Source organism: Micromonospora sp. NPDC051196 (genome assembly GCF_040682415.1).
Taxonomy (GTDB): Bacteria; Actinomycetota; Actinomycetes; order Mycobacteriales; family Micromonosporaceae; genus Micromonospora.
Window position 1 is genome coordinate 1,215,790 of record NZ_JBFBAY010000001.1, and the last position, 26,894, is coordinate 1,242,683.

Annotated in this window: 27 protein-coding genes, 1 tRNA gene and 2 pseudogenes; 13 read left to right on the forward strand and 17 right to left on the reverse strand. The window is 66.5% G+C overall.

The genetic code is table 11. The annotated features are described in order from the left end of the window. Positions 1-32: 32 nt before the first annotated feature. Entirely contained in the window at positions 33-212 is a 180-nt protein-coding gene (locus AB0M35_RS05615) for a DUF4236 domain-containing protein (protein ID WP_327021984.1), read from the reverse strand. Between the two features lie 246 nt (positions 213-458). On the opposite strand from AB0M35_RS05615, the gene AB0M35_RS05620 reads away from it, so the two are divergent. Next, positions 459-1,073 (forward strand): flavin reductase family protein, encoded by a 615-nt coding sequence (locus tag AB0M35_RS05620; protein ID WP_363741747.1) that lies wholly within the window; start codon positions 459-461, stop codon positions 1,071-1,073. 21 nt (positions 1,074-1,094) lie between these two features. On the opposite strand, the gene AB0M35_RS05625 is transcribed toward AB0M35_RS05620, so the two are convergent. Both AB0M35_RS05625 and AB0M35_RS05630 read right to left on the reverse strand, forming a co-directional pair. Continuing rightward, positions 1,095-1,550 carry an Rrf2 family transcriptional regulator gene (locus tag AB0M35_RS05625; protein ID WP_131307628.1) on the reverse strand — a complete coding sequence of 152 codons (456 nt, stop codon included), beginning with the start codon at positions 1,548-1,550 and terminating at the stop codon, positions 1,095-1,097. 72 nt (positions 1,551-1,622) lie between these two features. Beyond that, complete coding sequence (locus AB0M35_RS05630; RefSeq protein WP_363741749.1) at positions 1,623-2,405, reverse strand: AraC family transcriptional regulator; 783 nt, start codon at positions 2,403-2,405, stop codon at positions 1,623-1,625. A gap of 358 nt (positions 2,406-2,763) precedes the next feature. Here AB0M35_RS05630 and AB0M35_RS05635 point away from each other — a divergent pair, with 358 nt between their 5' ends. Beyond that, positions 2,764-3,540, forward strand: coding sequence for an SDR family oxidoreductase (locus AB0M35_RS05635; RefSeq protein ID WP_363741751.1), 777 nt, complete (start codon positions 2,764-2,766; stop codon positions 3,538-3,540). A gap of 110 nt (positions 3,541-3,650) precedes the next feature. On the opposite strand, the gene AB0M35_RS05640 is transcribed toward AB0M35_RS05635, so the two are convergent. Beyond that, positions 3,651-4,082, reverse strand: a complete 432-nt coding sequence (locus tag AB0M35_RS05640; RefSeq protein WP_007457244.1) for an SsgA family sporulation/cell division regulator — start codon at positions 4,080-4,082, stop codon at positions 3,651-3,653. Between the two features lie 562 nt (positions 4,083-4,644). On the opposite strand from AB0M35_RS05640, the gene AB0M35_RS05645 reads away from it, so the two are divergent. Beyond that, on the forward strand, positions 4,645-5,061 hold the full coding sequence (locus AB0M35_RS05645) for a TIGR02611 family protein (RefSeq protein ID WP_363741994.1): 417 nt from the start codon (positions 4,645-4,647) through the stop codon (positions 5,059-5,061). A gap of 50 nt (positions 5,062-5,111) precedes the next feature. Then, a tRNA-Val gene (locus tag AB0M35_RS05650) sits at positions 5,112-5,183 on the forward strand. A gap of 176 nt (positions 5,184-5,359) precedes the next feature. Here AB0M35_RS05650 and AB0M35_RS05655 read toward each other — a convergent pair. The 3 genes and pseudogenes from AB0M35_RS05655 to AB0M35_RS05665 form a co-directional block, all read right to left on the reverse strand. Then, positions 5,360-6,007, reverse strand: a pseudogene (locus AB0M35_RS05655) (site-specific integrase); the annotation flags it as partial. Further along, the gene (locus AB0M35_RS05660) at positions 6,007-6,204 is read right to left on the reverse strand and encodes an excisionase family DNA-binding protein (protein WP_363741753.1); all 198 of its coding nucleotides are present in this window, start codon (positions 6,202-6,204) and stop codon (positions 6,007-6,009) included. The gene AB0M35_RS05660 and the pseudogene AB0M35_RS05655, both read right to left, overlap by 1 nt. Beyond that, complete coding sequence (locus AB0M35_RS05665) at positions 6,201-7,745, reverse strand: replication initiator (RefSeq protein ID WP_363741755.1); 1,545 nt, start codon at positions 7,743-7,745, stop codon at positions 6,201-6,203. The genes AB0M35_RS05660 and AB0M35_RS05665 overlap by 4 nt, the downstream gene beginning before the upstream one ends. Positions 7,746-8,396: 651 nt before the next feature. Here AB0M35_RS05665 and AB0M35_RS05670 point away from each other — a divergent pair. Next, the gene (locus tag AB0M35_RS05670) at positions 8,397-8,795 is read left to right on the forward strand and encodes a CPCC family cysteine-rich protein (RefSeq protein ID WP_363741757.1); all 399 of its coding nucleotides are present in this window, start codon (positions 8,397-8,399) and stop codon (positions 8,793-8,795) included. A gap of 151 nt (positions 8,796-8,946) precedes the next feature. On the opposite strand, the pseudogene AB0M35_RS05675 reads toward AB0M35_RS05670, so the two are convergent. The 7 genes and pseudogenes from AB0M35_RS05675 to AB0M35_RS05705 form a co-directional block, all read right to left on the reverse strand. Next, positions 8,947-10,151 (reverse strand): annotated as a pseudogene (locus tag AB0M35_RS05675) (IS3 family transposase). A 155-nt stretch (positions 10,152-10,306) separates the two neighbouring features. Then, entirely contained in the window at positions 10,307-10,756 is a 450-nt protein-coding gene (locus AB0M35_RS05680) for a hypothetical protein (RefSeq protein WP_363741758.1), read from the reverse strand. After that, positions 10,753-12,603 carry an IS481 family transposase gene (locus AB0M35_RS05685; RefSeq protein ID WP_363741997.1) on the reverse strand — a complete coding sequence of 617 codons (1,851 nt, stop codon included), beginning with the start codon at positions 12,601-12,603 and terminating at the stop codon, positions 10,753-10,755. The genes AB0M35_RS05680 and AB0M35_RS05685 overlap by 4 nt, the downstream gene beginning before the upstream one ends. 1,451 nt (positions 12,604-14,054) lie before the next feature. Then, positions 14,055-15,062: a hypothetical protein gene (locus AB0M35_RS05690; RefSeq protein ID WP_363741760.1), complete on the reverse strand. Its 1,008-nt coding sequence runs from the start codon at positions 15,060-15,062 to the stop codon at positions 14,055-14,057. 438 nt (positions 15,063-15,500) lie between these two features. After that, positions 15,501-16,184, reverse strand: coding sequence for a hypothetical protein (locus AB0M35_RS05695; RefSeq protein WP_363741763.1), 684 nt, complete (start codon positions 16,182-16,184; stop codon positions 15,501-15,503). Positions 16,185-16,430: 246 nt separating this feature from the next. Then, the gene (locus AB0M35_RS05700; protein WP_363741765.1) at positions 16,431-17,630 is read right to left on the reverse strand and encodes a hypothetical protein; all 1,200 of its coding nucleotides are present in this window, start codon (positions 17,628-17,630) and stop codon (positions 16,431-16,433) included. Beyond that, on the reverse strand, positions 17,631-17,879 hold the full coding sequence (locus AB0M35_RS05705; protein ID WP_363741767.1) for a GntR family transcriptional regulator: 249 nt from the start codon (positions 17,877-17,879) through the stop codon (positions 17,631-17,633). A gap of 418 nt (positions 17,880-18,297) precedes the next feature. Between AB0M35_RS05705 and AB0M35_RS05710 the strand changes: the two genes are divergently transcribed. The 3 genes from AB0M35_RS05710 to AB0M35_RS05720 all read left to right on the forward strand — a co-directional run bounded on the left by AB0M35_RS05710 (position 18,298) and on the right by AB0M35_RS05720 (position 19,356). Next, positions 18,298-18,516 (forward strand): flavin reductase, encoded by a 219-nt coding sequence (locus AB0M35_RS05710; protein ID WP_363741769.1) that lies wholly within the window; start codon positions 18,298-18,300, stop codon positions 18,514-18,516. Then, entirely contained in the window at positions 18,513-18,656 is a 144-nt protein-coding gene (locus AB0M35_RS05715) for a hypothetical protein (RefSeq protein ID WP_363741771.1), read from the forward strand. The genes AB0M35_RS05710 and AB0M35_RS05715 overlap by 4 nt, the downstream gene beginning before the upstream one ends. 316 nt (positions 18,657-18,972) lie before the next feature. Beyond that, a complete protein-coding gene (locus tag AB0M35_RS05720) occupies positions 18,973-19,356 on the forward strand; it encodes a hypothetical protein (RefSeq protein ID WP_363741773.1) in 384 nt (127 codons plus the stop codon). Positions 19,357-19,872: 516 nt separating this feature from the next. Here the strand turns inward: AB0M35_RS05720 and AB0M35_RS05725 are convergent. Further along, positions 19,873-20,256 carry a hypothetical protein gene (locus tag AB0M35_RS05725; protein ID WP_363741775.1) on the reverse strand — a complete coding sequence of 128 codons (384 nt, stop codon included), beginning with the start codon at positions 20,254-20,256 and terminating at the stop codon, positions 19,873-19,875. Between the two features lie 232 nt (positions 20,257-20,488). Here AB0M35_RS05725 and AB0M35_RS05730 point away from each other — a divergent pair, with 232 nt between their 5' ends. Then, positions 20,489-20,872: a helix-turn-helix transcriptional regulator gene (locus AB0M35_RS05730; RefSeq protein WP_363741777.1), complete on the forward strand. Its 384-nt coding sequence runs from the start codon at positions 20,489-20,491 to the stop codon at positions 20,870-20,872. Continuing rightward, positions 20,869-21,759 (forward strand): hypothetical protein, encoded by an 891-nt coding sequence (locus AB0M35_RS05735; RefSeq protein ID WP_363741779.1) that lies wholly within the window; start codon positions 20,869-20,871, stop codon positions 21,757-21,759. The genes AB0M35_RS05730 and AB0M35_RS05735 overlap by 4 nt, the downstream gene beginning before the upstream one ends. 194 nt (positions 21,760-21,953) lie before the next feature. Here AB0M35_RS05735 and AB0M35_RS05740 read toward each other — a convergent pair whose 3' ends face one another. Both AB0M35_RS05740 and AB0M35_RS05745 read right to left on the reverse strand, forming a co-directional pair. Then, positions 21,954-22,652, reverse strand: coding sequence for a proteasome protein (locus tag AB0M35_RS05740; RefSeq protein ID WP_363741781.1), 699 nt, complete (start codon positions 22,650-22,652; stop codon positions 21,954-21,956). Between the two features lie 351 nt (positions 22,653-23,003). After that, positions 23,004-23,177, reverse strand: a complete 174-nt coding sequence (locus AB0M35_RS05745) for a hypothetical protein (protein ID WP_363741783.1) — start codon at positions 23,175-23,177, stop codon at positions 23,004-23,006. A 240-nt stretch (positions 23,178-23,417) separates the two neighbouring features. Between AB0M35_RS05745 and AB0M35_RS05750 the strand changes: the two genes are divergently transcribed. The 3 genes from AB0M35_RS05750 to AB0M35_RS05760 all read left to right on the forward strand — a co-directional run bounded on the left by AB0M35_RS05750 (position 23,418) and on the right by AB0M35_RS05760 (position 26,824). After that, positions 23,418-24,704 (forward strand): glycosyltransferase, encoded by a 1,287-nt coding sequence (locus AB0M35_RS05750; RefSeq protein WP_363741785.1) that lies wholly within the window; start codon positions 23,418-23,420, stop codon positions 24,702-24,704. Between the two features lie 341 nt (positions 24,705-25,045). After that, positions 25,046-25,387 (forward strand): hypothetical protein, encoded by a 342-nt coding sequence (locus tag AB0M35_RS05755; protein WP_363741788.1) that lies wholly within the window; start codon positions 25,046-25,048, stop codon positions 25,385-25,387. Positions 25,388-25,429: 42 nt separating this feature from the next. Next, complete coding sequence (locus tag AB0M35_RS05760; RefSeq protein ID WP_363741790.1) at positions 25,430-26,824, forward strand: radical SAM protein; 1,395 nt, start codon at positions 25,430-25,432, stop codon at positions 26,822-26,824. Positions 26,825-26,894: the final 70 nt, after the last annotated feature.

A 26,894-nucleotide genomic window follows, 5' to 3' on the forward strand; every position in this document is an offset into this window, starting at 1 on the left:
TGAACTCCGGCGCCCCGCTCGACCTCGGAACCTCACGCCCGGGACTTGTCCTGTTTCCAGGACAGCGGGCCGGGTAGGTCAACCCTGTGCGCCTTGGCCCGCGAGTTCCACGACCATCGACCGAGCTTGATGCTCCAGGACGAGAAGCCGTTCTGGGTGAAGTTCAGGATCAGCGGCCCGAACTTCTTGCGCTTGCGGAACATCAGACCCATCGCGGGCCTCCCTTCGTCGCGTCCCCTGCGCGCTCGAAAATGCCCGTAACGCCGCCGCGGCAAACGCCGCTGGTATCCAGTGGAGGCCAGCGCCTCGCCACAACCCGAATATCCCATTTATCAGGTGGGTTATGCGAAGTTTGAAGAACTGCTGGGATCGTTGTCGTGCAGAGTCGGCGGTACCTGTCCCAGACTATGGAGGTGCACCGAGCCTGCTCGACCTCGCGCACCGGAGAGGACATCCCCATGCATCACCCCGCACCTCTGCGCGCCGGACACCCCACCTTGCCGATCGGCGACATCGACGCCGGCGTGACCACCGCCGGGCGCGAGCGCGTCGACCAGTTGCGGCCGGTCGACGAGGATCTGTTCGACGCACTGCGGCAACGGCAGGCCAGCCCGGTCACCGTGGTCACCGCGGTGGCCCGCAACGGCCGGTCCGCCGGCCCGGGTGACCTGGACACCTCACGGCGAGTCGGGTTCACCGCGACCACCTTCACCATCGTGTCGCTGAACCCGCCACGGGTGTCGTTCTGCCACGACCCCGCCGCGTCCACCGTGCTGGAACGGGCCGAGCACGTCGCCGTGCACCTGCTCGTCGCCAACCAGACCGAAGCCGCGACCATCTTCGCCACCAGCGGCATCGACCCGTTCGCCGAGTACCCCTACTGGGAGTCCGGCCCGTTCGGGTTGCCGCTGCTGACCGGAGTGCTGGGCAGGCTGCTCTGCCGGGTGGTGCACCGGATCTCCGTCGGCGACCAGTCGATGGTGATCGCCGAGCCGCTGGCGCTCTCCGCCGGCATCGACGGTGACCCACTGCTGCACCACCAGGGCGGCTACGCCACGGCTACGTCGGTCTGAGCGGCCGGGCCGCGACGCGGATCAGCGCGGCTCCCAGGCGTCGGGTTGGGTGGTCAGCCGCCGAACATGGGCCGGCAGCCGTCCGCCGAGCACGTCCGCCAGGCTCACCTCGTCGACCACCCGCCGCAGCGAGGCGCGGACCGCGACCCAGAAGCCGGGCAGGTGCTGCGCCACACCCTCGTAGCTGGTTTCCTCGGGACGCAGACCCCGTACGCCGGCCAGCGGCCCCTCCACCGCGCGCAGCACCGCACCGACAGTCACCTCCCGTGGCGGCCGGGCCAGGGCGTAGCCGCCCTCCGCCCCGCGCTGAGCGCGGACGATGCCGGCCCGGCGCAGGTCGGCCAGGACCGCCTCCAGGAACTTGCGCGGCATGTCCTGCTCTGCGGAGATGGTCTGGGTGGACAGCAGTGCCGGGTACGCGGCTGCCAGGCTCAGCGCCGCCCGTACCGCGTAGTCGCCACGCGCGGAGATCTGCACCCTGCCATCATGCCCAACCCGCGTCCGCGCGGCTGCCGCCGGGCCTGCCGAAATCGCTCGCGTCGCCGTCGGTCAGCCCTGGTTGGCGTCGGTCCTCGCGTCCATCGGAGAACGGGGGCGGACCACCGGACCCGGCCCGCGTTGATCGCGGGCGGCGCGGAACGAGCCGGGACTGACACCGACCTCGCGGGTGAAGAACCGCCCGAAGTTGGTCGGTTCGCTGAAGCCGAGTTGCCGGCCGATCTGCGCGATCGGTTCGTCGGTGGCGGCGAGCAGCCGGCTGGCCTGAAGGGCGACCCGCTCGTCGACCACCTGTTTCGCGCTGCGCCCGGTCACCGTCAGGCAGGCCCGGGTCAGCGTACGCACCGAGCAGCCGAGCCGGGCGGCGTAGTCCTCGACCCGGCGACTGTGCTGGAAGCCGAGTTCGACCTCCCGACAGAAACGGCGGAAGGTGGTCTCCTCCGGACGCGCCGCCCGTCGACTGCCCGACGGCAGCATGCTCAACCGCAGCAGCAGCACGGTCAGCTGATGGCGCAGCAGGCTACGGCCGGACGGAGTGTCCCGGTGTCGACGGGCGTCCACGGTCAACTGGCTCACCTCGTTGATGACCGCGTCCTCGTCCTCACCGGCGAGCTGGAACCAGGCCGGCCCGTCGTCGGTGAGATCCAGCCCGTGCAGCGCCTCCGGATGCCAACGGACCACCGTGGCGTCCAGATCGGGCAGAGCACAGCGCAGCACCTGCCCGGGACGTACCCGCAGCAGTGTGCCGGGCCGGCACGGCAGCGGACGGAAGTCGACCTCGGCGTACCCGTGACCGCTGGTGGTCAGCACGATCAGCTCTCGGTCGAGCAGCATCGGCCGGCGCCACCGTGGGTCGGGCGCCAGGCTGCACAGCGTGACCGTTTCGATCTCGACGCGACCGTCGGCTGGGTCGGGCCGGGCTGTGGAGTGGTGACCGGAAGGGACCATCACCAGCGACGTTAGCCCGCGAGCCGGCGGTACGCATCTTCTCCGGCCCCGCGCGTCCGTGTCCTCGTGCCGCGTTGTCGCGTTCCTCGGGTCAGGTTGTCGCGCTGCTCGGGTGTGGCCGGTACGGGTTGTCGTGGCCGGACCCGACGACTAGGTTCCGGTTCGGTAGCGATCTGGCCGCAGGGTGCTCGCGCGGTCCGGGTCGCCGGTCCCGGCCGGCAGGCCGGCTCGCGAGAGGATTCCCATGACCGATCTGTTCTCGGTCGACGGCAAGAAGGTCCTGGTCACCGGCGGATCGCGGGGGATCGGGCTGATGATCGCCCGTGGCTTCGTCGCGGCCGGCGCAGAGGTGATCATCTCGTCCCGGAAGGCGGATGCCTGCGCGGCGGCGGCCGAGGAACTGTCCGCGTACGGCAGCTGTGCGGCGATCCCCGCGGACCTGAGCCGCGACGAGGGCGCGCAGGCGCTCGCCGACGAGGTACGGCAGCGGGTCGACAAACTCGACGTACTGGTCAACAACGCCGGAGCGACCTGGGGTGCACCGCTGGAGGAGTACCCGGAGAGCGCGTTCGACAAGCTCTGGGCGATCAACGTCAAGGCGGTGTTCCGGCTGACCACCGCACTCCTGCCGGCCCTACGCGCGGCGGCCACCCCCGACGACCCGGCCCGCGTGATCAACATCGGGTCGGTCGACGGCCTGCGGGTGCCGTCGATGGAGGTGTACGCCTACTCGGCCACCAAGGCGGCGGTGCACATGCTGACCCGCAGCCTGGCCCACCAGCTGGCCGGCGAGCGGATCACCGTCAACGCGATCGCCCCGGGCCCGTTCGAGAGCAAGATGATGGCGTTCGCGCTGGACGACCCGGGATCGCGGGCCGCCATCGAGACACAGGTGCCACTGGGACGAATCGGTCGAGCGGAGGACATGGCGGGCACCGCGATCTACCTGTCGTCGCGGGCCGGCGCCTACCTCACCGGTGCGGTGATCCCGGTCGACGGAGGTATGACCACGCACGGCTGAGCGGGCGGACCGGGTCGCGTGGGTGAGGGCGGGAGGCTGCCCGCGTACCGCCGGACATGCCGGGGCCGCGCGGACCCGGAAGGTCTGCGCGGCCCTGGCTCGGGTCGTGGTCAGCGCCCGGCGAGCAGCCGGTTGACCGCCGTGTCGACGTCCAGGTGCTCGGCCTCGCGACCGCGCGGAACGACGACGTAGGTACGTCGCAGGAACCGCACCAGCACGCTGCGCGGTACCTCGAACAGGGCGTTGCCGTCCGGCGACGACAGCGCCAGCGCGACGAAGTCGCCGCGCGGGGTGGCCCACGGCCAGACCCGGACATCGCCGATGCCGGCCGGCTCGTCAAGCCCGGTGACCAGCAATTCGCGGGCGAACGACCAGCTCACCGCCTCGCCACCGGCCGATTCGGCATGGAACAGGACATGGACCGCATACGGGTCAGCAGGGTCGTAGCGCAGACTGGCACGCACCGGCAAGGCGGTGGCGTCAGGCGCGACTAGCCTTAGCGACGTCTCGACCTCAACGGTCGTCGGTCGGATGACACTCATGGACGTTCTCCCCCCGGCACCGCGTGCGGAACGCGCGTGTCCCGCTTTTCCCATACTCAGCCGCTACTCCTGGCTACGCTCCGCCATACGCTGACTTCACCCAGTGGTGGGAAGGGGGTCGGAAAGGCCGCGAGAATGTGAAAATTCATCTAGGATTTCCGGTTCTGCCCAGTGCGTAGATCCCGCCCGGCATCGGGTGCGATTCAGTCGTCGACTTACTCCGGTAACGTCCAGTTGGCCGTCACAGTGACGGGCCCGCGCAACACTGGGTGATGAAATGGTCGCCGAGCGATCCTCAATGGATCCCACGGCGCCGCGGGTCGGTCGAACGTCGCGGTCCGCATCAGGCGAACAGCGGGGGTACGGGGTGCCGAAAAAACACGGGGGCCAGCGGAACAGGTTGACCGCCGGACCGGGATCGACAAGCAGCGAACCGGCCGGCGGCAACGGACGCGCGCACGCCGACAGGCATGGTCCCGCCCGACGGGGCAACTCTCACCTCATGCAGGATTATCGCGTGCCGGCAGACCAGGCCGCGCAGCACGAGGGGAGTGGTGTCACCGTGTCGGAACGACGTGACCCACCCCGCTGGCGGCGACGGATATCCACCACCCTCGCACTGATCCGCGCCAACCCCACCGGCCGACTCGCCCTCCGGGTCATCCTCGGGGTGCTCGGTGCCGTCGTGGTAGCCGTCGGCGTCATGCTCATCCCGCTACCCGGCCCCGGCTGGCTGATCGTGATCGCCGGCCTCGGCATCTGGGCGGTCGAGTTCCACTGGGCCAAGCGACTGCTCGGCTTCACCCGCCGCCACGTCCACGGCTGGGCCAACTGGGTGAAACGACAGTCACTCGCCGTACGCTTCGTGATCGGCTCAGTCGGCATGCTCTTCGTCGGCGCGGTGGCCCTACTCTCGATCAAACTCAGCCTCGACATCGACGTGATCGGCGAGGTCCTGCACTACTTCGCGACGCACTGACCCCGGGTTCGCGGTCCGGTCGCACGATCGGGTAGAGTCATCCGCGCTGAGGGCGATTAGCTCAGCGGGAGAGCGCTTCGTTCACACCGAAGAGGTCACTGGTTCGATCCCAGTATCGCCCACGCAGCTCAGGCCACTTCCCGGCTTCGGGAGGTGGCCTTTCTGCTGCCCGTACAGCAGCGAAGTACAGCAGTTCGTCATCGCGTCAGGGATTCGCCGAGGCGCTTGAGCGCGTCTCTCGTCGCCTGCGAGGACACCTGGGTGTAGATCTCCATCGTTACCGAGAAGCGGGCGTGCCGGAGGATCTGAGGAAGCGGCGTGCCTCGTCGCTGGACCAAAACTTGCCGCGGCGACGGCGGACGGTGGCCAGGGTGACCGGCACGGCCGGGTTGCGGGTGATGAGGTCTTCGGCCTGGGCGTGGGTGAGGGCGGCCCGCAGCGCGGCGCGGATGTCGCTGACCGTGCGCGTCGACGGGACCGCCTGGCAGCAGCGGCCGATCGCGCAGCAGCGTCGCTTCTCCTGACGGCGGGCGGCGTCCTTGCCCTGGGCGCAGCACTGGCAGGTGCGGTCCACCTGGTTCAGCCAGGTCTGCACGTCGCGCGCCTGGAGCCGGTCGAGCCGCTTTCCCCCGAGGCCGGGGGCGATGTAGCGGCGGACGAACGTCTCGTAGGTGGCGAAGGTGAGCGGTGCCCGGTTCGGCTCGATGATCTCGGTCAGCCAGTAGGTGAGGAAGTTGTCGACGGTCGGCACGCTTGTCGCCACCGGTCCGGCCTTGGCCTGCTGGTGAAGTTTGATCCACTTGTCGTGGACGGCGTCGCGGGTCCTGCCGTAGACGTACTTGCGGGTGCGTTTCCCGTCCGGCTTGGTGACCCAGACGTACGCGGCGAAGCCGTTGCGGTACGGGAAGATCGAGCCTTCCCCGTTGGCGCGGGCACGGGCGGGCATCAGGCGGCCTCCTGCCGTTCGACCTGGTCGCGGATGTAGTCGTCGACCCATTCGGGGAGGATGCGGCGGTACTTGCCGTCCTTGATGGAACGCAGTTCACCGGTGGCGATCTTCATCTTGACCTTGGAGATGCCGAAGCCGAGCAGGACGGCGACCTCGGCGGGGGAGTACCAGCGCGGGGTGAGGGGTCGGGTCACGCCGCCACCCCCGACCACAGCTCGTGGGCGAGCTCCTCCCGGCCGACGCGGCTGCGTTCCCGGTGCTGGGCGGCGGCGGTGTTGGCGAGCAGCGCGTCCCCGTCGGTGAGCCACCCCGAGCCGACGAAGGCCAGGGTGCCGACGGTGACGGAGCCGTCATCGGCGCGGCGGTAGGTGGCGCGGGTGTCGCGGAGCAGCCCGAAGGTGACCGAGTACCGGCGGGCCTTGGTGAGGAAGTGACCGCCGTAGCCGAGCATGTGCGCCCACCGCCGCAGCCCGGCGTAGGGATGGGGTGTGGTGTCAAGGCCGCCTTGACGGTCCTCGGCCTGGGCGGCGGTGTCGCTGGTGCGGTGCCGGGTGGGGCGGCCGAGTCGCCAGCAGGCGTCGATGAGCCGGGCCAGGTGGTCGCCCTCCGGGTCGGCGTAGGCGTCGACGGTGCCCGGGGTGAGCCGGGTGGAGCAGTGGCCTGTCACCTCGGTGGCCTTGGTGGCGTACTTGGCCAGGTAGGCGGCCACCCTGGCGTCGGTCACGTCCCCGTCGCCGGTGCCGATGCGGCGCGCGTCGACCTGCTCGCCCCAGGCGATCGACCAGCCCTGCGGCCGGTCGGGATGCGGCGGGGTGGCGAAGGTGATCTGCCCGGCGGCGGCGTGCACGGCGGCAACGAGGTCGTCCACGGTGATCCCGGCCGGTGGCGGGACCAGGGCGTGCCGGTCGTCGGGGTCGACCCCGTCGAGGCGCAGCAGGACGTGGAAGTGCACCGCGCCCCGGCGCTGCATCTCGGCGACCTTCCCGTGTGACACCCGCACCGGCGGCACCCGCCGAACCCGCCCGGAGCCCGTGACGACCTCGACCTTGGGGATTCCGCGTCGGCGGCAGAGGGCGGCAAGGTACCGCTCGACGGCCTGCTTGGTGCGTCGCCACAGCTCACCGGCGAAGACGTTCCAGACGACCTGCTGATCGTGGTCGTAGCAGTCCAGGCAGAGCGGCCGACCGAGCTGCGGATCGGCCGAGTCGTGACGGGCGAAGCACCCCCCGGGCCGCCCGTGCGGGCAGGTGACAGCATCACGGCGGGCATGGCAGGGGACCGGTCGGCAGTCGCAGCGCCGCCGGTCGGCACAGGTGTGCCGGGGTACGTGCCGGTGGTGGACCGGGCCGAACGACGGCGCGGTGAAGGTGGCGAAGACGACCGGGTGCCGGGCCACCGAGACGGGGACCGTCTTGCCGCCGGTCAGACCGCAGCGGACGACCTGGAAGGCGTCACCGGCGTAGACCCAGGAGCAGTCCGGGCACTGGGCGGCACGCCGATTGCCGCACGCCTTGTAGAGCACCCGATCGGGCAGCCCGTCGGTGTGCTGCTCGACCAGGACCCGGCCGGTGTCCCGGTCGACGGCGGTCATGGTGCCAGTCAGCCGGATCGGACGGGCACAACCGCCGGCGGTACGGGTGTGCTCCAACCAGCCGAAGTAGTCGGGGGTGGTGGCCCGGTGCAGGGCCTGGGCGTCACGCCCGGCGGCGACGCCGGGACGGTGCAGGGTGGACACGGTCTCTCCTCAGAGCGGGTGGCAGGGACGGGCGACGAACCGCCACCGGTCGCCGGAACGCTGTCCGTCGGTGGTGTTCGTGGTGTCTCCTGGCACCGCCTCGAAGGGCGGCTGACGCCGGAGGGCGGGTGTGGCTGACCGCCGTTGAGGTGTGGTCCTTCCGGTTGCCGTGTTGGGTGAGGCCGGGACGGGTGGGGTGCCTGAAGGTCGGCATCCGGCGGGTTGCCGCAGGCGAGCCCCACCCGTCGAAGAAAGCGAATCCGGGCCATCGTGACGGCGGGAAGGCCGTGCTGGGCCACTCAACGGATTCCGGGGCCGACATCGCGGCCAGCGTGATCGAGAACCGGCGGGATGTGGCCCGCATCAGCGGCAGGAAGACCGCTCAGCATCTCGGAGGTCGAACCCAGCGATCCGGCAGGAAGGCCGCACTGGCGTGCTCGACGATCGCCAGAGTAGCACCGGGTACCGACTCGTCAACCCGTCGTGAACCTCGGTGCCGAACTAGACGATCTTGTCTGCCTCGGACAGTTCGTGTCGACAGAGTTGCGGACGGTACGTGTCACCGAACGTGGTAGCACCACCTCCCTGCGGTAGGGCCTTTCTGTGCTGAGCTCGATACTTGAACTGGATCGACAACGAGAGGTGCAGAGGATGAACGAGCATGCCGGTAAGCAGGAGGTGCCGTCCGAAGAAGAACTCGCGAGCCGCACCAGGTGGTTTGAGCAGTACGTCGAGGCGTTGAACCAGCGATCTGTAGTGGCTGAAGCGGGTGGCGAACCGTACGCGTGTCCCTGCTGTCGGCACCCGACGCTCGAGGGGCGAGGTCAGTTCGAGATTTGCTTCGCCTGCGGCTGGGAGGACGACGGGCAGGATGACGAAGACGCTGACACGGTGCGAGGCGGCCCCAACGGTTCGCTCAGTCTGACGGATGCCCGGCGTGCCTACGCCGAACGGCCGGTCAGCCTGGCGGATGCGCGGCGTGCCTATGCCGAGCGACAAGCCCGTTGGGAAGATCGCAGACGCCGCCGATCGGCGCCCGAGACGACTTGACGTGATTGGGCCGCACGCCGGTCGCTTCCGCGCTCTCGCGGAGTGTCACCCAGGTCCTGATACCGATCTGTCACGGCGGTCCTGAGACCGGAAAGCTGCTACCGGCCTGTCGGGCTCCACTTGAGGTTCCCCCCGGGATGTGGACACCGGGTTATGCCGCGATCTGGTGCAGCGTAGTGGGTGTGAGGGCCTTTTCGTAGTCGGCGGGGCTGAGGTAGCCGAGTGCGGTGTGGCGGCGTCGGTGGTTGTAGAAGGCGATCCATCGGAACACGTCGCGGCGGGCGTCGGCCTCGGTGGCCCAGGGCCGCCGGTCGACGTCGAGTTCACGCTTGAGGGTGGCGAAGAACGCCTCGGCCAGGGCGTTGTCATACGACGACCCGATCCGCCCCATCGAGCGGCGGATGCCGTGGCGATGGCAGGCGTCGGCGAGGTCGCTGCTGCCGTATTGGGCGCCCCTGTCGGAGTGGAAGATCACGCCGTCGACTCGGCCGCCACGGGCGGCGACCGCGGCGTTGAGGGCGTCGATGACGAGGCTGGTGCGCATGTGGGTGTTGATCGACCAGCCGATCAACCTGCGGGTGGCGATGTCGATGACGGTGGCCAGGTAGAGCCAGCCGCCGCCGACGCGTAGGTAGGTGATGTCGCCGCACCACCGCTGATCCGGTGCCGTGGCGGTGAAGTCCCGGTGGATCAGGTCCGGCGCCGGCGGGACGGCAGGGTCGGGGATGGTGGTGCGTTTGCGGCGGCGCAGATGCCGGCCCACCACGTCGCGCTGCCGCATGATCCGCTCGACCCGCTTGCGGTTGACCCGCACACCCTGCTCGTGCAGTTCGACGGTCACCCGTGGGGACCCGTAGGTGCCGCCGGAGTCGGCGTGGATGGCCTTGATCTGCTCGGCGAGGGCATCCTCGCCGGCGGCGCGAGCCTGCCGGGCAGGCTCGCTGGCTATCCACCGGTAGAACCCGGAACGGGACACCGTCAGGACCCGGCACAGCCGCTTGACGCCGAACGTGGCGCGGTGGGTGGAGATGAACCGGAAGCGGCTGGTCACCGATCCATCTCCTTCGCGAAATAGGCGGCTGCCTTACGCAGGATTTCTTTCTCCTGCCGCAGCTCGGCCACCTCACGGCGCAGTCGGGCGATCTCGGCGTCCTTGTCCGCCACCGACAGACCGTCCCCACCCGAGGCCATCGGAGCCGTCCCGGTCTGCCGCTCCTGCTTCCGGACCCAGTTCCGCAGCGTCTCGTGACTCATCCCGAGTTCGCGGGCGACCTGGTTGATCGGCCTTCCTGACGAGCGGACCAGATCGATCGCGTCACGCCGAAACTCTTCCGTGTACTTCGATGGACGCCCCAACGGGGACACCCCCTCCTCTGGACCAACGTCCAGTCTCAGGGTGTCCACATCTCAGGGGGAAGCCCAACTTGATGTGTTACGGATTGCTGTCACTTGATCCGTGACACGTCCGGCTAGACGATCTTGGGTTGTTCCTGCTGCCAGGCTACTGGTGTTCAGTCCCAGAAGTTGAACAGCAGCTCGCCGACTGTGGTCGGTTTCCAGTAGTTGATCTGGTCGTGTTCGTGCGGGCTGAGGGCGCTCAGGTCGACCTGTGACAGGGAGGTCTGTAGCTGCTCGGCGGTGAGGGCCTGGGCGTCAGTCAGGTTGGTGAGGGCGGCCGCGAGGTCGGGGTGGTCGACGAACGTCACCATGACATCGCCGTTGGCGTGGGGGCGGGCGAAGGCGATGAGCGGCAGGGTGGTGTGTCGCAGCACCGCGATGTGGTGCTGGACGCAGGCGATATCGACCGTGTGGAAGTTGGGGGTGACGCCGGCGGGAGTGACGCCGGTGACGGTGGCGTCGATGGTGCGGGCGGCGTGGCGACAGACGGCGGTGAAGGCTTTGAGGTCCACTTGGGCGCCGGGCGGCGGGTTGAAGCCGGTGGCTCCGGGCGGCAGCTTCATGGTCGGGCTCCGTGGTCGTCGCGGTCGGTGCAGGCTATCTGACGCTGTCGTGGAGGTTCGGGCTTGCGGACCTTGAACCGGGCGATGGGCTTGGTGGTCGTGCGAGGCACTTCGGTGAGGAGCTGGTCGCCGTCGTGGACGCGGAAGGTGGTGTCGGCGTCTTCGACGGTCAGGGTTCGACCGGCCTGGCCGATGCCGACGTGGATCTTCTGGCCGGCGATGACGAGGACGCCGCGGCTGCTGACGCGTCGTTCGACGCGTTGTGGTTCAGGAGCGGGTGCGGGCGGGGGGCCGGCGGGACGGGCGTCACGAATGCGGGCCTGCTCTTGCGGGGTGAGCGGGTTGGGCAGGCTGCGCAGCAGGGCCCGGTCGGCGTCGAGGAGGTGCAGAACGCCGTGGTCGAGGCGGATGGTGACGCGTCGGCCGGCGAGGTGGTATCCGATGGGGTGTTGCCGACCGGCGAGGCTCACCAGGCCGGTGGCGTTGACGAGACGGTCGACCTCGACGGGAGCCCCCGGCTTGAGCTGGCCGGCGGTGACCGGGGGCGGTCCGGCGGGGAGGCCGCCGTCGGCGAGGAGTTGACGCAGGTGGGTGGGGGTGAGCCGGGAGGGCACGGTCTTGAGTCGGGCGCCGTTGAGGAGGAGGTGGACGACGGAGGTGTCGGCCCAAAGCCCGATGGCGGCTCCGGCCCTGGCGGGGCCGAGCCAGAACTGTTGCCCGCAGACGGCGAGGTTGCCGGAGGCGGGAACGGTGCGGATGATCTCGACGGCGAGGTTGACCGGGTCGACGCCGTTGGCAGCCATGACCAGCGGTGCCGTCGTGGCGGCCGGCTGCTGGTCGTGTGACCGGCGTGGGTTCGCCAGCGCAATCGGGGGCAGCTCCTCCGTGCCGGTCCGGGCCGTGGTCAGCGTTGGCGGCAGCCGCAGCGGCAGCGCCTCGGTGGGGCGTGTGGCGAACCTGTCTGCCGGGAACGCCATGCCGAGGGACTGGTGCGGCCGTCCGGTGTTGTATTCATGACGGAAGACGTCGATGGCCGCCTGAGCTTCCTCCAGGTCAGCCCAGACCTCAACGTCATCGAGCAGTTCGCGTTGCAGCGTCTGGTGGAACCGTTCGACCTTGCCGGTCGTGGTGGGTGATCGGGGTTTGGTGAGCCGGTGCGTGATGCCGTTCTCCCGGCAGATCCGATCGAACATCACCTCCCCGCCACCGGCGTTGAACCGGGCGGTGAACTGCTTGCCGTTGTCGGTGAGCACCTCCTCGGGCACCCCGAACCGTTGCAAAGCCTCGACGAACGCGAGGCAGACCGCCCGGCCGGTGGCCCGAGGAACGACAGCGGCGATGACGCAGAACCGGGAGTGGTCATCCACGCCCGTGACGACCTTGACCTCCCGCCCGTTGGCGAGCATGACACCGCCAACGATGTCCATCTGCCACAGCTCCATCGACCGGCCACGTTCCCACCTCCGGTAGTCCTCCCGCCGACGACGGCGAGGCACGGGATCGATCAGCCCGTGACGGACCAGCACCCGGTAGATGGTGCTCAACGACGGAACCGGACCGGGACAGCCCCGGCGGCCCAACTCGTAGTGCAGCCGCCGCTGCCCCCACCGAGGATGGTTACGGCGCAGCTCGCAGATAGCCGACTCAACCTCGGCCGAGGTCTGGGCAGGGTGCCCCTGGGGCCGATGCGAGCGATCCCTCAACCCGTCCAAGCCCTCCTCGGCATACCAGCGCAGCCACCGGTGCACCGCCTGCCGAGACACGCCGAACCGGTCGGCCACCTCCGTCACCGCAAGCCCGGCCTGAACCTCCAACACGGCCCGATACCGCTGTTCGGTCACGCTCATCTCCACCAGCACTCGGCGGAGTGTCACGCATCAAGTGAAGCCAACCTGTAACGCATCACCCGGAGTCGGACAAAGCTGCTACCGGCCATGTGGGAGAACTTTCTGTACGTCTATCAAGGCGGCCCTGAACGGGCCGCACGCGCCGCCGCCTGGGCGCGTGTCCGTCGCTCCGCTGGCGCTCCGACTCCGGCCACGCAACACGCCCGGCGGCTGGCGCGGAAGCGGGAAGCCCAAGGGGCCGCCGCAGAACGACAGGGGCGTTGACCGGGTGGTGGTGGGCCGGCAGCCGGCCGGGCCGCGCGGCCACGAGCCCGCGCGGCGTAGGGGAGCGCACGCCGGCCGCGTCAGCGAACCGGCGGCGGTCGCGGGGTTGCGGCTACTGCGCCTCCGGCGGGGGCGCTTGGGCTCCGAGATGGTTGCAACCCCGTCGGCGGGTTGCGGTCCGTGGGTGGTTGCGCGGGCCATCCCGCCAGCCGACGACCCGGGCGAGCCGAGCAGACCACCGCCCGACCCGCCAGCGTCCGACCGTGCGTCAAGGCCGTCTTGACGTGGCGGGCCGGGCGGCGGCCCGCTCCCCAGGAGGGCGGGTCGACGGCAGACGGGATGGCAACACCGCCGAGGGCTGCTGCCGCCGGTTAAAGCAGAGTGGCTGCGCCGTCATACATGTGGCTGTTCTGGTGGGCGGCGCAGCGACCGCCGCCGGTAGCGTTGCCGCAGCGCAGGCCATTCTTCTTGCGGGCACCGCATTGGACGGCTGGATCGTGGACGTGGCAGAGGCCTGACGGGCGTGGGTTGATGGGGCAGGGCGCGCCCTTGCGAGTAGTGGCGCGGCAGCGGGTAGCCGTGGGTGGCGCTGGTGTTGCCGCAGCAAGGGCCGGGTCTACCTCGGCGCGGGAGTAGAGGAGGCGGCCGGAGGCACGGCGGCGGGTAGTGGGGATGTCGACCAGGGCGACCGGATGCGGCACGATCCAGGTCCGAGGGCTACCCCAGCGAACCCACACTGCGACAGCTCCCGCATCGGCCTCGCAGAGCAGTTTGCGGGATGACCACTGCTTGTCGGTCCTGTCGATCTCGACGGCGATCGGTGGTGCTCCTAAGCGCTCACAGACGACATCGAGGTAGCCGGGCCGATCCGGATGGGAACCGGGCAGGCCCGCGATGCTCGGAACTTCCCGTCGGACACGCCAACCATGCGCCACGCCCCAATCTACGACGCCTCTCGTCAGTGCTGCGGTCACCCGTGGTGCCGACCAGTCCGTGAAGCTGAGGGGCGCGAGCCACTTTGTCAGGGACTCAGCCGCCCGCGACGAGCGGAGCGCCAGATCCATAGACACATGCTAACCCGAGAAGAGCAAGATGGCGCTCAATAGGAACGCCTCCAAGTCAGGCGAAATGGTCGGTTTCCGAGATCGGCCGGTGGACCGAGCATCGACACATGCTGAAAGGCGATGTCATTCAATTTCTTTCTGTTGTACTCTAATTGTTTGGCGGAAATGCCTGCCGAGGTCATCCAGTAACTGTTCTGCTACTGCGTCCTCGCCAAACGCTCGCGCGAATCTTGGCTCCGATTCGTTCGCCATCCGCGTTCTAGATGTGCTGACGTAATGAAGAATGTGGGCAATCCCAGTCTCAAGCTCTGGGTTTTTCCGAGCGAGAATCTGCAGGGCGACGAGTCCGCTGACTCGAACTTGGCTTGATTCGCTACCCAGCAATTCCACCGCCTTAAAGTATTTCTCATCGGTCTTCTCGCTTTCCCCAGTCCAGAATCTGCGGGCACCCAAGAAGAATGCTCCCAGTCCGGATGTTCCTAGTGCCACGGTTCCCGCAGTCTTGATCGCCTCGATTCGTGTTTTTGGTCTCTCGTCAGGGGCGACTTTGTCCGCCTCTCGCAATAGCACCCATGCCGAGAGCCCGGCGATGGCGAGCGTGATTACCCCAAGGAGGGAAGCGACGAGCCACGGTGGGCGCTTGATCCCTTTGGCCAACTTATATGACCGAATTGCTTTAAAGAAGCCGAACAGGAAGAGCGTTAACGCAATTCCAAGTAGGACCTCGCCGCGCCAGGCATCTACAGATTCCAGCCACCCGGAGTGGTTACTTGAATATTCTTCAATCCGTTCAATGCTGGGTGGCGGCCCGCCTCTATCTGCAGCATCATGGCTTATAAAGAATAGGGCGGCTACTGTAGCGAGTGTGCCGAGAACTAAACTCGGTGGTAGAGGCGGACGAGGACGAACGCGGTACTTGAAAACTTTTAAGTACATGCGATCGTGTCGGTCCTGCTTTTTGATCTGCTTCTTAAGCTGCTTGTTGAGATCCGCAACAAGCAGCTCTAACTCATCTCTTTTGTCTTGGATTTCTTGCAGATCGGCGGCGTTAATGATTACCGTCTGTTGCTCAATCTCTTGAGTCTCCTCGTCGGAGTTCTGCTCGGGTCCTGGCTCTTGAGGAGTCGTCACCAAAGCATGGTGAGCTGGTCGCGTCGAGACAGCAGTCGCGAAGCTGACACCACGCCCGCGAGGCGGAGAGGGCGGCAGCCCGTTCAAGCCGTGCCGAGCCCCGGCGGTCGCGGAGATCCAAGCCTTGTAGACAGCAGGTCAGCCACCGTTGCAAGATCCGGTATATGTACGGAATGATCAAAAGTTCCACTGGAAAGCTGGCGGACGTAGGTGCTGGTGAGACGTGGCGTGCTCTTGCCGGACCTGAACCCTTCCGAATTCAAGTGTCCTAACGCAGGGGAAGGCAAGCTGCGGCGGACCCGCCTGGGGCACACAGGGGGCACAAGACACTGTCAAACGTCGGCAACCAGCCAGCAGCGACGGCAACCCACGACGGCGCGCGACGAGCGTGCCGACCAGGTCGCCGCAGGTCACAGCCGAGCCGGTCTAAGTTCCGCTTCAACTCACCGCCGTGCTGTCCTGGAGGTACCGCAGGCAGCTGCGGCCGAAGGGTGTCACAGCCCACGCAGCATTGTCGTCGGCGTGGGCGAGTCGGTCTTCCGCCAAGCCGTGCCGCACGAGGGCAGACATCAGCGGCACGATTCCTGCGGCCAGGTTGGGGAACTGCTCTTCAAGTTGAGACTGAAGTGCGACCCCGGGGAGTTGGTCTGCGCCGTCCGGCCGAGGGGGGAGTGAGCCACCGACGATGGCGTCGAGTACCCGGACGTGAGCAGCTTCGAGATCAGCAAGAGCGGTGACGATGAGGATCCCCAGATCTAGACGTGCATCGTCCTGGAGGTTCTCGGTCAGCACAGCAGCGAGTGCCGCGACCTTGTGGTCGTACAGGGTGCCGTACGCGGCTTGAATGGCACCTGTGGTCAACATGAGCCGGCCGTCCTTGCTCTTGGCCCAAGCCTCGATCTCCTCCGCCGACAGGCCGGTGGACTCTGTAATGGCTTCTACAAGGCGCTCAACGTTGCGGAGTCCGCGCCGGTCCCGAACGGCGACAAGCTCAAGCGCGGGCTTGATGAAAGCGGCCCCTAGCGCGCCCGCCGGACCAGCGACAGCCAGACCAACGCCCACGGTTCCGACCTCGATGACGGTCCGGGCCGCAAGCTGTCGTGCTGCTTCGCGCTTCGTCATGCTCCCTGCATAACCTGCTGTGTCAACGGGTTGCTGTCGACAGCAACGGTGACAGCAACCGGCCGGGACGAGGAGAGACGCCGGCCGCCGTACGCGGACGGTCGCCCGAGGTCGCGGACACCGACGGAGCCCACCGGACGAAGCGCCCAGAACTTACAACCGAGGGGTCGGGCTTCGCCATCTCCGGGCAGTTGAGCCGCCGCTGAATCCCTAGGCGAGTATTTAGGGTAACCGGATCGCCGCCGCCTAATGGATGCCAATGATTTCTTCAATGATGTCGAATAGTTCAGTAAAGCCGGAGAAGTCCATTTCACTAAATTGCCCGCGACCATCTCTGACCAACTCCGCGAACCGTCCCTTAGAAATGGCAACTTGTTCGCCGGCTTCGTTTACTGTTCTCTCGGCGCGCGCTCTGGCAAGCTTTCGGTGCCTTGGTGTTGGCTGATTCGTGGAACGCGTAATATAGATAGGTCCCTTGCCGTCAGCGGCTACTCGACGTTCAAGCTCATCCTCAAAGTAGAGGCGCCTGCCCTGATCGTCTGATTTTGCTAGGTCTGTATCGATATAAAGATCTTCGATGCAGATTCCTGCGTCCGCAGGGCGGTGCTTGGGAGTTGGAAGGATTAGTGAAAAGACATTGTTGCCCCAGCTTTGAAAGCGGGTTGAACTGGAGTTCATGCTCCGGAGTTTCCGGACGACCTTCTCCGCGTCGCTGTCAAATACGGCGATTATTTTGTTGTCATTCGGTCGCCCGCCATGGGCCATGAATTCGCAGGCTTGCAGGAGGCGATCGTTGCCGCGCATGTGGTCGTCGGGAGTGTAGAAGCCCAAGTCGAGCGCTGGGGCAACGCGGCTCCTCGCGGCCGCGATGTGCATCTCGTCGGTCTTGCCCTCGGTCATTACATACGGCCTAGACTCAAGATCGGCAGCGTCCTGTAACGCTTGCAAGTCTCTCCTGAGGTGCAGGATGTTGCTTAGTTCGCCTAGGAGTGACCAAAGATGATCGCTGTCTCTGATCTTGCCTGTAAAGTCGAAGAACAGACCGAATCGCCAGCCAGACTTGATTACGCATACCGCTTTATCCCCTGGTCGTACGCTCACCTCAGGGATCTCGTAGCGAGTTATATCCCGCACGCGAGCAACTGTAACCTTCTCGCCTGCTGCGATATCGCCGACCGCGCGTCCTGTCATCGTAGGGTGGTAGTCGGTGAAGATCTCGGCCTGGTTGTCGGCGTGGATTAGCGCTAGAAACCTTGTAAGGCTGTCGCCGACTATTCCTGCGGGCGCGAGCAGGATTGGTTCCAGCGCGTTTAGCCATAGGTAGAACCGAGAGTCGTCGGCAGTCACCATCGCGCTTGTGATCATCTCTGCCTTGCCACCTGGGAGGGCGGCGCGCGCTAGAAAGCCGTCAATGTTGCCGACTCGGATGGAGGAGCGCTCGGTCATTCAGAGTGCCGCCTCGGCGACGAAAACTCCCACGCCCGGTAGTGTCTCAGTCATCCTCTTGATCCGTAGCACCTGCATGGCGCGGTCGATCACGGGCTCCGTAACGCCGTAGTGCTCGATCAACTCTCGCCGGCTCGGCAGCTTGGAGCCCGGCGGGAACTCGCCGGATGCGATGCGTTGGGCGAGGTCGTCGGCGATCTGCTCGTAGCGGTAACGCGGTGGCACGGTGTTCCCCTCGGTTGGCAACACGAGTAGACCACCTACACCAGCCCTTGACTACCCAACGGTACCTATGGGAGGTTGCTGAGGAGGTCGTTCCCCCCGGTTGGCGCTGTGGGCCGTCCTCACCGGCGTGGGTGCCCGGCGCATCCCCCGTGATCGGGCATCCACGCCCCCGGACACCTGCGGCACGAGGAGGCGGCAGTGCTCCCTTGCGATCCCCTGACGCAGCGAAGAGTCGCCCGTACGGCTCCGGCGAGCCGATGAAGCGCGTCTCGTACGATGAGTACGTCCTGGCGGCAGCGCTCACCCTCGCCCGCCGTCATCGGCCCGTCTGGTCATGGCGGCACTGGCGACACGTCTGCCGCTGCGGCGCGACCCTGCCTTGCCGAAGCCGCCATCGCATCCCGATCAACCGCGGCCACTGGCCCAGCCAGGACGGCCCGCGATGACCATCCATCACCCGATCAAACCAGCTTGGTCCTGCGGCGGCTGCGCGGGAGAGTGGCCATGCCAGACCCGGCGGCGGGAGCTGCGAGCCGAGTACGACCGAGCCCCCGTATCGTTGGCCCTCTACCTTGCCGCCCAGCTCGTCGACGCCGCCCAGGACCTGGCCCACGTTCCCGCCGGCCACCTGCACCACCGATTCCTCGGCTGGACCCGATGAGCATCCTTCGACCGGGCGACGAGAAGTTCCACTACAGCGATGGCTCCCACAAGTGGACCCCGCCGGACCCGGACTACGACCAGGAGGTCTGGGAGGAGCAGGTCCGCCAGCACAAGCAAGCAAGGCCACCTCAGAAATGAGCGCCCCAGCGTCCGCATCCAGCGTCTGATCTGATGCCAGCAGTACAGCAGCGAAGTACAGCAACCGGGCCAGCCGAACACGACTGGGACGAGCGTCACCAGGCCGGATGACCTCGTATCAAGCCCCGATCCGACCGGCCTGCCGAGAGTTCACACCGAAGAGGTCACTGGTTCGATCCCAGTATCGCCCACGCAAAAGAGGCTCCGGTCACATCGATGATCGGGGCCTCTTGTCGTTTTGAGGGGTGTGACTACGCGTGGGCTGGCTGTCAAACTGCCGGTAGGCGTACTGGCGCAGGGTGTGAGGAGTCGACTCGTGGTGCGGAGGTACGAACCGCTGACGGTGGCGCGGTTGGGGGCTCTGCTCGCCGACGTTGATGAGACGCGACGCTGGCGGCTGGTGGCGGAGTTTCTTGAGGAGTATCGCTGGGAGCCGCCGGAGAGGCGCGCCCTCCTGCTGCAGCAGGAGCCATCCGCCACTGGCGATGAACATTGGGACGTGTTCTTGGCGGCGTTGACAGAACACCTGGCGGCCAAGGACGGACGTGGTGCACCGTCATGGGTCGAGACGCGTTCACTGCGGCGATTCTGGTTTCCCTTCAACACTCGCGCCGCTCGGGTTGACGCGGTGGTCAATGCCCCAGCGGCGTTCCGTCGTCGTGGGGTGTTCGTGTCAGCGCAGGAGCTCAATGTCGCATGAGCGCTGATGACCCACTGCTCGACCGCGCGGCGATCGAGGATGCCTTCCGCCGACTCGGAGAACGGTTGCACCGGCGCGGCGTGGTTGCTGATCTCTGCATCTTCGGCGGAGCAGCTATGGCCTTGGCCTACGACGCACGACGGGCTACCCGTGACATAGACGCCGTGTTCCAGCCCCGAACAGGCCACCGCAGCCGTCCTGGCCGGACTCGCCCACCGGGTCAGCACCTTGCCCTGTCCGTCCTAGGGCCGTCAGTCTCAGACGGGTGATCTCACCGAGTGAAGTCTAGAGCGGGCGCGAGGCGCGCCGGAAGTAGGCGGGCACGGGCCTCGTCGTGGTCGCGGAACCCCGGGGTACACACGAGGCACAAGACAGCGTGGAAACGTCGGCAACCAACCATCGCCCGCGTGGATCCAAGGGTGACGTGGTCAGCATGTCGACCAGGCCGCCGCAGGTCACGGACGGAGACGGTCAAAGTTCCGCTTCGACGTCTGACGACGGAAGCTCGGCCATGACTTACCGAGGCCGCTTGTCTTCGACGTGTACGACGTCCAGCTCATGGCCGTCCTGGTCTCGCTTGCGGCGTCCGTACAGACCAACGGCTAGGTCGCTGCCGTCTGAGATTTCGTCGGGCCCCACGTAGGTCAGCACGTCGTTGTGGTGGCCGTAGACCACCCATCCGGGACCGGGATCGAGGGTGATGGTGCCGAAGTCTCCAGCAGGTGAGCCGGCGTGTACGGGGCCGTACTCGCGCAGGATGTCGACGGCCTGAGCGGCGAGGTCGACGCTGGGTCCGGGATCTGGTAGGACGACGCACGTGCCGTGGGCGAACACGACCCAGGACTTGCTATCCCCTTGGATGATGCGACGCCAGGTTCCGGCCAGATCGTGCTCCGACATGCGATTGATCATTCCCGAGTTGGTGCACCAGCGCTATCCGAAGGGCGCCCCGATACAGCGGTCAAGAGAGGCAACCCGAGGCGGCAGGCCGTGGCAGAACTGAGCAATCCGGATGCATGAAGCTCGCCCGCACCCGTGCGGCGTGCGCCGTCTGCTGAGGACGATCAGGTGAGTCAGACACAGCGCACAGTCATGTTGGCTAGATACTCATCTAGCTTGTATATTCGATGCCATGGGATCGACTTCGCGTCCCGCGCTACGGGAACCGTCGTACTTCGTGCTTGCGGCACTGCTCGGCGGCCCGCTCCACGGTTATGCCGTGATCAAGCGGGTGAACGAGCTGTCCGATGGGCGGGTGGCACTCGCTGCCGGCTCGCTGTACTCAGTGATCGATCGCCTGCTCGGCGAGGGACTCATCACCGCCGACGGTGAAGAGATCGTCAACGGGCGTGCCCGTCGCTACTACCGGCTCACCGACGAGGGCTACGGCGTACTCGCCGAGGAAGCCGATCGGCTCGCCCGGGCCGCCCAGGTGGTCAAGGACCGCCTGCAGCACCGGAGCTTCCCGCAGGGAAGCATCCACCAACCTTCTACCGCGAGGATCAGACCAGCATGAGTGTTCTGGAGAAGCGCTACCGCATGCTGCTACGGGCCTATCCGGCCGGTTACCGTCGCGAGCGCGCCGACGAACTGATCGACACGTTGATCAGCGACGAACCAAGCACCCGCCGCTGGCCCAGCTTCCGGCAGACGGCCTCGCTGATCCGGGGCGCCCTGCGGGTGCACGGCGGCAGCACCGCGGCCCGGCCCACCGCCGTGCTGCTCTGGCAGGGCCTCCACCTGGGCGCCATGGCGGTGCTGGCGCTGGGTGTGCTCATCGGCCTGGACGACATCGTCGACGTGTTCCAGCTCGGCGGATTCTCGGCCCCCCTGAACGTCCTGCGGGACGATGGCATCTACCTTGTCATGATGGGCGCGGCGCTGGTGGCGCTCGTCGCGGGGCGCACCCGCACCGCTGCCGTCCTGGCGGTGGCTGCAGCGGTGGTGCCGACCGCGATCTCCCAGTACCTGTTCCTCAACAGCCTCCCGCAGTGGTGGGCACCGGTTGTCGCCGCACCGTTGATCATTGTGGGTCTGCGGCGTCCGGCGGACGTGCCGCCGACGCCCCGGGCCAACGCCGTTCTGGTCACCGCCGGCATACTCGCCCTGCATCTGATCCCGGCGGGAGATTTCCGCTTCGTCGACACGACCACGCAGATCATCACCGCCGCCAAGGTGCTCGTCGGCGCAGCCGTCTTCCTGTGGGTGGCGACGGCCGACCAGCGACTGCTGATCGCCGTCGCCCCGACCCTGCTACTGGGTACGCTCTACCAACTGAGCAACTCCGGGGCGACCTGGGAACTGGTGCTCCGACCCGACGCCATGCCGTCCCTGGTCGTCGCGGTCCTCATGGTGGTCGGCGCGATCGTCTCGACCCGGCTGCGGCAGCGTACCCGGGCCTGACCGACCGCCGGGCGGTCCGGCCACGGCCGGACCGCCCGGGCAAGAATCGTGGCACAGCCTATTACCCTCCGAGTTGCGCACTCCGAAACCGGGTACGCCGGCGATCCGCTCGTGCCGGGAACTCGCCCTCATGGCACGGTGGACAGCCCGACAGGCCGCCACCATGCCGGTCGTCGCCGATCCACCCGCTGGCGTCAGTCGAACAGTCGGTCGAGTGCTTCCTGTTCGAGGTCGCGCCAGCGTTGGGCGTTCTTCAGTGCCTTGGTGATTTCTTTTTCGTCGAGGTGGTGGGCGCCTTCTTCGCGGATGCAGGTGACGCTGAAGGGTCTGCCGACCGATGGTGAGGTGCGTTCCAGGGCTTCCAGTACCCGTGCCACGCCGACTATGCCGTAGTCGACGGTGCGTGTGGTCATTCGGAAGTGGGAGAGCAGTGCGCCGGCCTGTTGGGCCATGGGTGCGCCGGAGCCGATGGCGTGGAAGCCCACGTCTTCGTAGCGGCCGATGAGCCCGTTGGGGTTGATTTCCACGATCCACGGGCCGCCCTGGCTGTAGCCGGCCGCGAGCAGGTACGCCGATACTCCGCCGCCGCCGTTGTCCTCGCCGGGTACGTCCGGGATGTAGTTCTCGTAGTGCTTCTTGAAGACGGGTAGGACGCGTTCCTGCAGCTCGTCGCCGATGTCGGGTGCTTCGAGGATGGCGGTGGCGGATTCTTGGAGGAGGGGGCGCAGGTCGTTGAGTACTCCGCGCGCGCCGCTGCCGCCCCAGGCGGCGCAGGAGCCCAGCGGGTGCAGTTTCTGGGCGGGGAAGCTCAGACCGCGGTCGCTCTCGGTGATCTGGGAGTCCGCGCCGATCACCACCCCGTCGCTGCAGACAATGGCGAGTACGACGGTCATGGGTTCCTCCTGGGGCGGGGGTAGGGGTAGGGCGCGAGGTACCCGGCCTCCCGCCTGCCTACACCCCGACAGGTGCCGGGCCCGATCGCGGCTCCGGAGGATGGTTCCGCCGTCGTCGTCCACGCTCGGTTCCCCGCCTCGAAGGTCGAGAAGCCTCATCGGCGTGATCCCAGCCGGCGGCGGCATGGGTGTCCCCCCGTCCGATGCGGTGTGTGCCTCGCGGCGCATCCCGTCGGTCAGCCTGCTGAGTGACTCAGCGAATGGCGACCGTCAGGCGCACGAGCAGCAGAGAGGCAGCGAATGCGGTGATGGGCGAAGCGTCGGGCGTCGCGGGCTCAGCTCGCGTCCCTCTCACCCGGGCGTGCCGAACTGCAGCCAGACGCGAATGCGCTCGGTGACCTTGTCGCGCCCTCCGAGGGCGTCGCGGACCTCGTCGGTGAACCTGGTTCGGCCCCGTGCGGAGGGTAGCCGGTCTGCCGACATGGCGGAGAAGACGCTGCCGACCATGTCGTCGATGGTGAGCACTGCGTCGTGGTCAACAGGGTTCGCACTAGGCCCATCACGGGCAAGTCGTACACCACTTCGGTGGACGCAACCGGCGAACGTCGCGCGCCTGACCTGCGCACATGGCTACAGTGACCGAGGCTTCAGGACGATCGAGGCATTAGGTCGGAGTGGCCAAGCAGAGTGACGTGGATCTGTCGGTGAGCTGTGGGTGAATGCCTCCAAGCCTGAGGCGATCATCGGTCGCGTTGGGGGTGTGCCATGGCTTCCCGCTTCTTGTTCTGCCCTCTGGCCTCGCCTGGTCATGTCTTCCCCATGATCGGAATTTCTCTCGAACTGGCCCGCCGCGGCCATAGCGTTGCATTCGCGACCGGGACCCCGTTCAGGGATATCCTCCGCGAGCAGGGGATCCGTCGCGTTTCCCGGGGCCCTTGCGACGGCGATTCGTTCCAGCTCGAGACGTGGTGGAAACCAACGAGCGTCGCCCTCCAAGCCGCTCATGTCCTCCACGCGGCGTCGGAATTCCGTCCCGATGTCATTATTGGTGGCCAACTCGCCTATGGCCCGATGCTCATGGGAGAGATCCTTGATCTGCCGGTGGCGATCCTCGGATTCGCCACGCACCTGCTCCCTAAGCCCCGAAGAGACACCAATCAACCTGATGAACATCCCGTTGAGGCCCAAGAGCGCGCCACCTGGCGGCTGGAGTCGATGTCCGAAAGCCTCCAGGCAGCCAGAAGCCTCCTGCACCTCCCGCCCCTTTCTCAAGAGCAGGCGGCCGACTTCTTGTTGGGCGACCTGTTCCTGCTCCAGTCTGTCCCGGACCTGGAGCCTGGGGTGGGAGACCTGCCGTCGGCAGTTCACTGTGTCGGGTCCTGCGTCTGGGAGCCCGCGGTCCCTGACGAGGATCTTGCCAAGTGGTTGGACAGCACGGGCAGATTAGGCCCGGTCGTCTATATGCAGCACGGTCGTCTATTCCACCTGGGAAACCTGTGGCCTGCGGTGACCGAAGGTCTCAGCGGATCGAATATTCGACTCGTAGCTTCGACCGGAAGAATGGATGGGAAGCCGGCAGAGCCGCCACCCTTCAATTTTTTCGTCCGGGACCATGTCCCTCAAGGTCAGGTTCTTCCGCATGCTACAGCCGTGGTGAGTACGGCCAACACCACCGCTGTCTTGGGATCCCTGTCTTTTGGCTTGCCGCTCCTCCTGCTTCCTGGCGGGGGCGAACAGTTGGAAGTGGCCGCCATGTGCGAACGCGTCGGCGCGGCGTTGACACTTGACCCCAAGAGCGTCACTCCGGAAACATTTCGCGCGTCACTGCGAGAGATCGACGTAAATCCGCGATTCCGGGCCTCGGCCAGGCAGGTCCAGTCCTGCCTGTCAAAGGTCCAGGGACATCTTCTGGCGGCCGACCTCCTGGAGTCCCTCGCCGAAGGTGGAACGGCCCTCAAAGGTCCGCGACCGGCGGATGATTTCCATCGACGGACGGGTCGTCGCAACCGCAGCATCGCGGACGGCAACGTCGTAGTCACGTCGCTTCTGTAGGAATCGAATATGGGTGTTTCGCTGCGACCTGCGCGACGAAGGAAGGAAAGGCATGGAAGACTATTCAGCAAAACAGGCCCCGAAGAGAGAGCGGGTCGATAGTGGCTGGGTACTGCGGCCGGGCATTCCGAACGAAAGCAGTATAGAAATCGCCGCTCTCACCAAGGCAAACCGACCCACTCCCGAAATGTTGGAACTACTTCACCGGTTGATGATTCGCGTCCAGGAATTCGAGGCCGCCGAAGGGTCTGTGCTGAGGTCGTCGCCAGATTGCCCGAAGCTCAAGCGGTGCGGCTCATACAGCCTCGCCTGAGGTGCTGGGTCGAGTAAGGATCAAATATGTGTTCGCCCCGATGGGCTGCGGAAAGAGGAAAGGCATGGAAGAGAATTCAGGGTCAGTCAAACAGGCCACGGAAAGAGAGCGGGCCGACAGTGCCTGGGTGCTGAGGCCGGGCGGGCCGAGTGGAACCAGTATCGAACTCGCCGCTTTCACCAAGGAAAGCCGTCCCACTCCCGAGACGCTCGAACTACTTCACCGACTGATGGTTCGCGTCCAGGAGGACGAGGCCGCAGCAGAGGCCATGGAGCGCGAAGCGTGTGGGAGCCTCACCCATTGCAGTTCCTACACCTCCGGCAGCTGCCCCGACCTTGTCGAATGTGGGACATTCCATGCGCCGAAGTGACACCTCATTCCGTTCTCCAGCCAGTCCTCAAGTGAGTAGGCCATGAGAGAGTCCCGTTACAATGTCTGGGTCCGGCGCCCCGATGCCGCCTATGTTTTCAACTCGCGCAGTGGGGCTATGCTGCGCATTCCCGCCGAGCATCACAAGGCGTATCACGCATTCATGGCCGGCGACACGGGAGCCCCCTGCCCGCCGAGCCTCCTGGCCAACCTGATCGCAGGCCTCATGATCGTACGCGATGATGCGGACGAATTGCAGAGCTTGGCGAAGCGCTACCACGCCAGCCGAAACACCACCAGAAATTTCGCGCTTACCGTGGTGACCAGCCTCGGCTGCAACTTCTCGTGCCCTTACTGCTTCGAGGAAAAGCATCCCTCACTGCTCGACGGAGATGTGGAGGCGCACATCCTGAAGGTCCTCGACGCTCAACTCCCGCACATCGATTCGTTCCATGTCACCTGGTTCGGTGGAGAGCCTCTGGTGGGAAAGAAATCACTCCTCCGACTCTCGGACGCCTTCATCCGTCGCTGTGATGAAGCAGGAGTGCACTATGACGCCAGCATCGTCACCAACGGGTACCTGTTGGACGAGGCGACCTGCCGGGAGCTCGCAACTCGGCGTGTAACCAGCGTGCAGGTCGGCATCGACGGCCCGCCGGCCGTACACAATCAGATGCGACCCCTCAGCAACGGAAGGGGCAGTTTTCACACCATCCTGACCAACCTGCGCATGGCAGTCGACCAGCTCAACGTCACAGTGAGAGTCAACATCGACGGAGGTAACGCATCGCGCGTGGAGGAACTCTTCCAGCTCCTCGCGAAAGAGGGCTTCGGGGGTAAGCTGACCGTCTACCCCGGACAGATCGTGGGCGTCCAGCAAAACGTTCGCGCCCCCTCCGCCAGTTACCGCGGCGGGTGTTTCTCCAAGGCCGAGTTCGCACACGAGGAGCGGCGCTTCCTGGACCTGGCGGCGCAGTACGGTCTTGCCAAACCGCGCCTGCCCTCGCCGACGGGCGCGCCCTGCACCGCAGTGCGCGTCAACGAACTCGTGGTGGGCAGCCGTGGCGAGTTGTACAAGTGCTGGGATTCGGTCGGCGACCAGAATGAAGTCATCGGTGACATTCGTGACCATGCAAGCCCCAACGGTCGACTGGCCAAGTGGCTTTCCTATGACCCCTTCCAGAACGAGGAGTGCCGGGGGTGCATCGCTCTTCCGGTTTGTATGGGCGGGTGCGCCCATCACGCCTTCGATAAGCTCCTTCACGAAAATCGGTGCGGGACGTTCCGCCACACCTTCCAGGAGCAAGTGAGCAGGTTCGTCGACTTCGCCGAACAGGAGCGGCTCAGTGGCCTGATGAGCATCGCAGCGCTGTCCCGGACCGTTGAGACGGCGGAGGCTCCCGAGTTGCCCACTGAGCCATTCCGCGCAACGGTTTGATTACCTGTAGTGATCAGGTGGTGCGGGCGTGTTCGGTGTGGAGCAAGACGAGCGCGGCCGCCACGATCTT

Bases quoted from the DNA above. Each gene is read 5' to 3' on its own strand.
- AB0M35_RS05615 (WP_327021984.1), bottom strand. From the start codon at position 212: ATGGGTCTGATGTTCCGCAAGCGCAAGAAGTTCGGGCCGCTGATCCTG.
- AB0M35_RS05620 (WP_363741747.1), top strand. From the start codon at position 459: ATGCATCACCCCGCACCTCTGCGCGCCGGACACCCCACCTTGCCGATC.
- AB0M35_RS05630 (WP_363741749.1), bottom strand. From the start codon at position 2,405: ATGCTGCTCGACCGAGAGCTGATCGTGCTGACCACCAGCGGTCACGGG.
- AB0M35_RS05635 (WP_363741751.1), top strand. From the start codon at position 2,764: ATGACCGATCTGTTCTCGGTCGACGGCAAGAAGGTCCTGGTCACCGGC.
- AB0M35_RS05640 (WP_007457244.1), bottom strand. From the start codon at position 4,082: ATGAGTGTCATCCGACCGACGACCGTTGAGGTCGAGACGTCGCTAAGG.
- AB0M35_RS05670 (WP_363741757.1), top strand. From the start codon at position 8,397: ATGAACGAGCATGCCGGTAAGCAGGAGGTGCCGTCCGAAGAAGAACTC.
- AB0M35_RS05680 (WP_363741758.1), bottom strand. From the start codon at position 10,756: ATGAAGCTGCCGCCCGGAGCCACCGGCTTCAACCCGCCGCCCGGCGCC.
- AB0M35_RS05685 (WP_363741997.1), bottom strand. From the start codon at position 12,603: ATGAGCGTGACCGAACAGCGGTATCGGGCCGTGTTGGAGGTTCAGGCC.
- AB0M35_RS05695 (WP_363741763.1), bottom strand. From the start codon at position 16,184: ATGACGAAGCGCGAAGCAGCACGACAGCTTGCGGCCCGGACCGTCATC.
- AB0M35_RS05700 (WP_363741765.1), bottom strand. From the start codon at position 17,630: ATGACCGAGCGCTCCTCCATCCGAGTCGGCAACATTGACGGCTTTCTA.
- AB0M35_RS05710 (WP_363741769.1), top strand. From the start codon at position 18,298: ATGACCATCCATCACCCGATCAAACCAGCTTGGTCCTGCGGCGGCTGC.
- AB0M35_RS05715 (WP_363741771.1), top strand. From the start codon at position 18,513: ATGAGCATCCTTCGACCGGGCGACGAGAAGTTCCACTACAGCGATGGC.
- AB0M35_RS05725 (WP_363741775.1), bottom strand. From the start codon at position 20,256: ATGTCGGAGCACGATCTGGCCGGAACCTGGCGTCGCATCATCCAAGGG.
- AB0M35_RS05730 (WP_363741777.1), top strand. From the start codon at position 20,489: ATGGGATCGACTTCGCGTCCCGCGCTACGGGAACCGTCGTACTTCGTG.
- AB0M35_RS05735 (WP_363741779.1), top strand. From the start codon at position 20,869: ATGAGTGTTCTGGAGAAGCGCTACCGCATGCTGCTACGGGCCTATCCG.
- AB0M35_RS05740 (WP_363741781.1), bottom strand. From the start codon at position 22,652: ATGACCGTCGTACTCGCCATTGTCTGCAGCGACGGGGTGGTGATCGGC.
- AB0M35_RS05750 (WP_363741785.1), top strand. From the start codon at position 23,418: ATGGCTTCCCGCTTCTTGTTCTGCCCTCTGGCCTCGCCTGGTCATGTC.
- AB0M35_RS05760 (WP_363741790.1), top strand. From the start codon at position 25,430: ATGAGAGAGTCCCGTTACAATGTCTGGGTCCGGCGCCCCGATGCCGCC.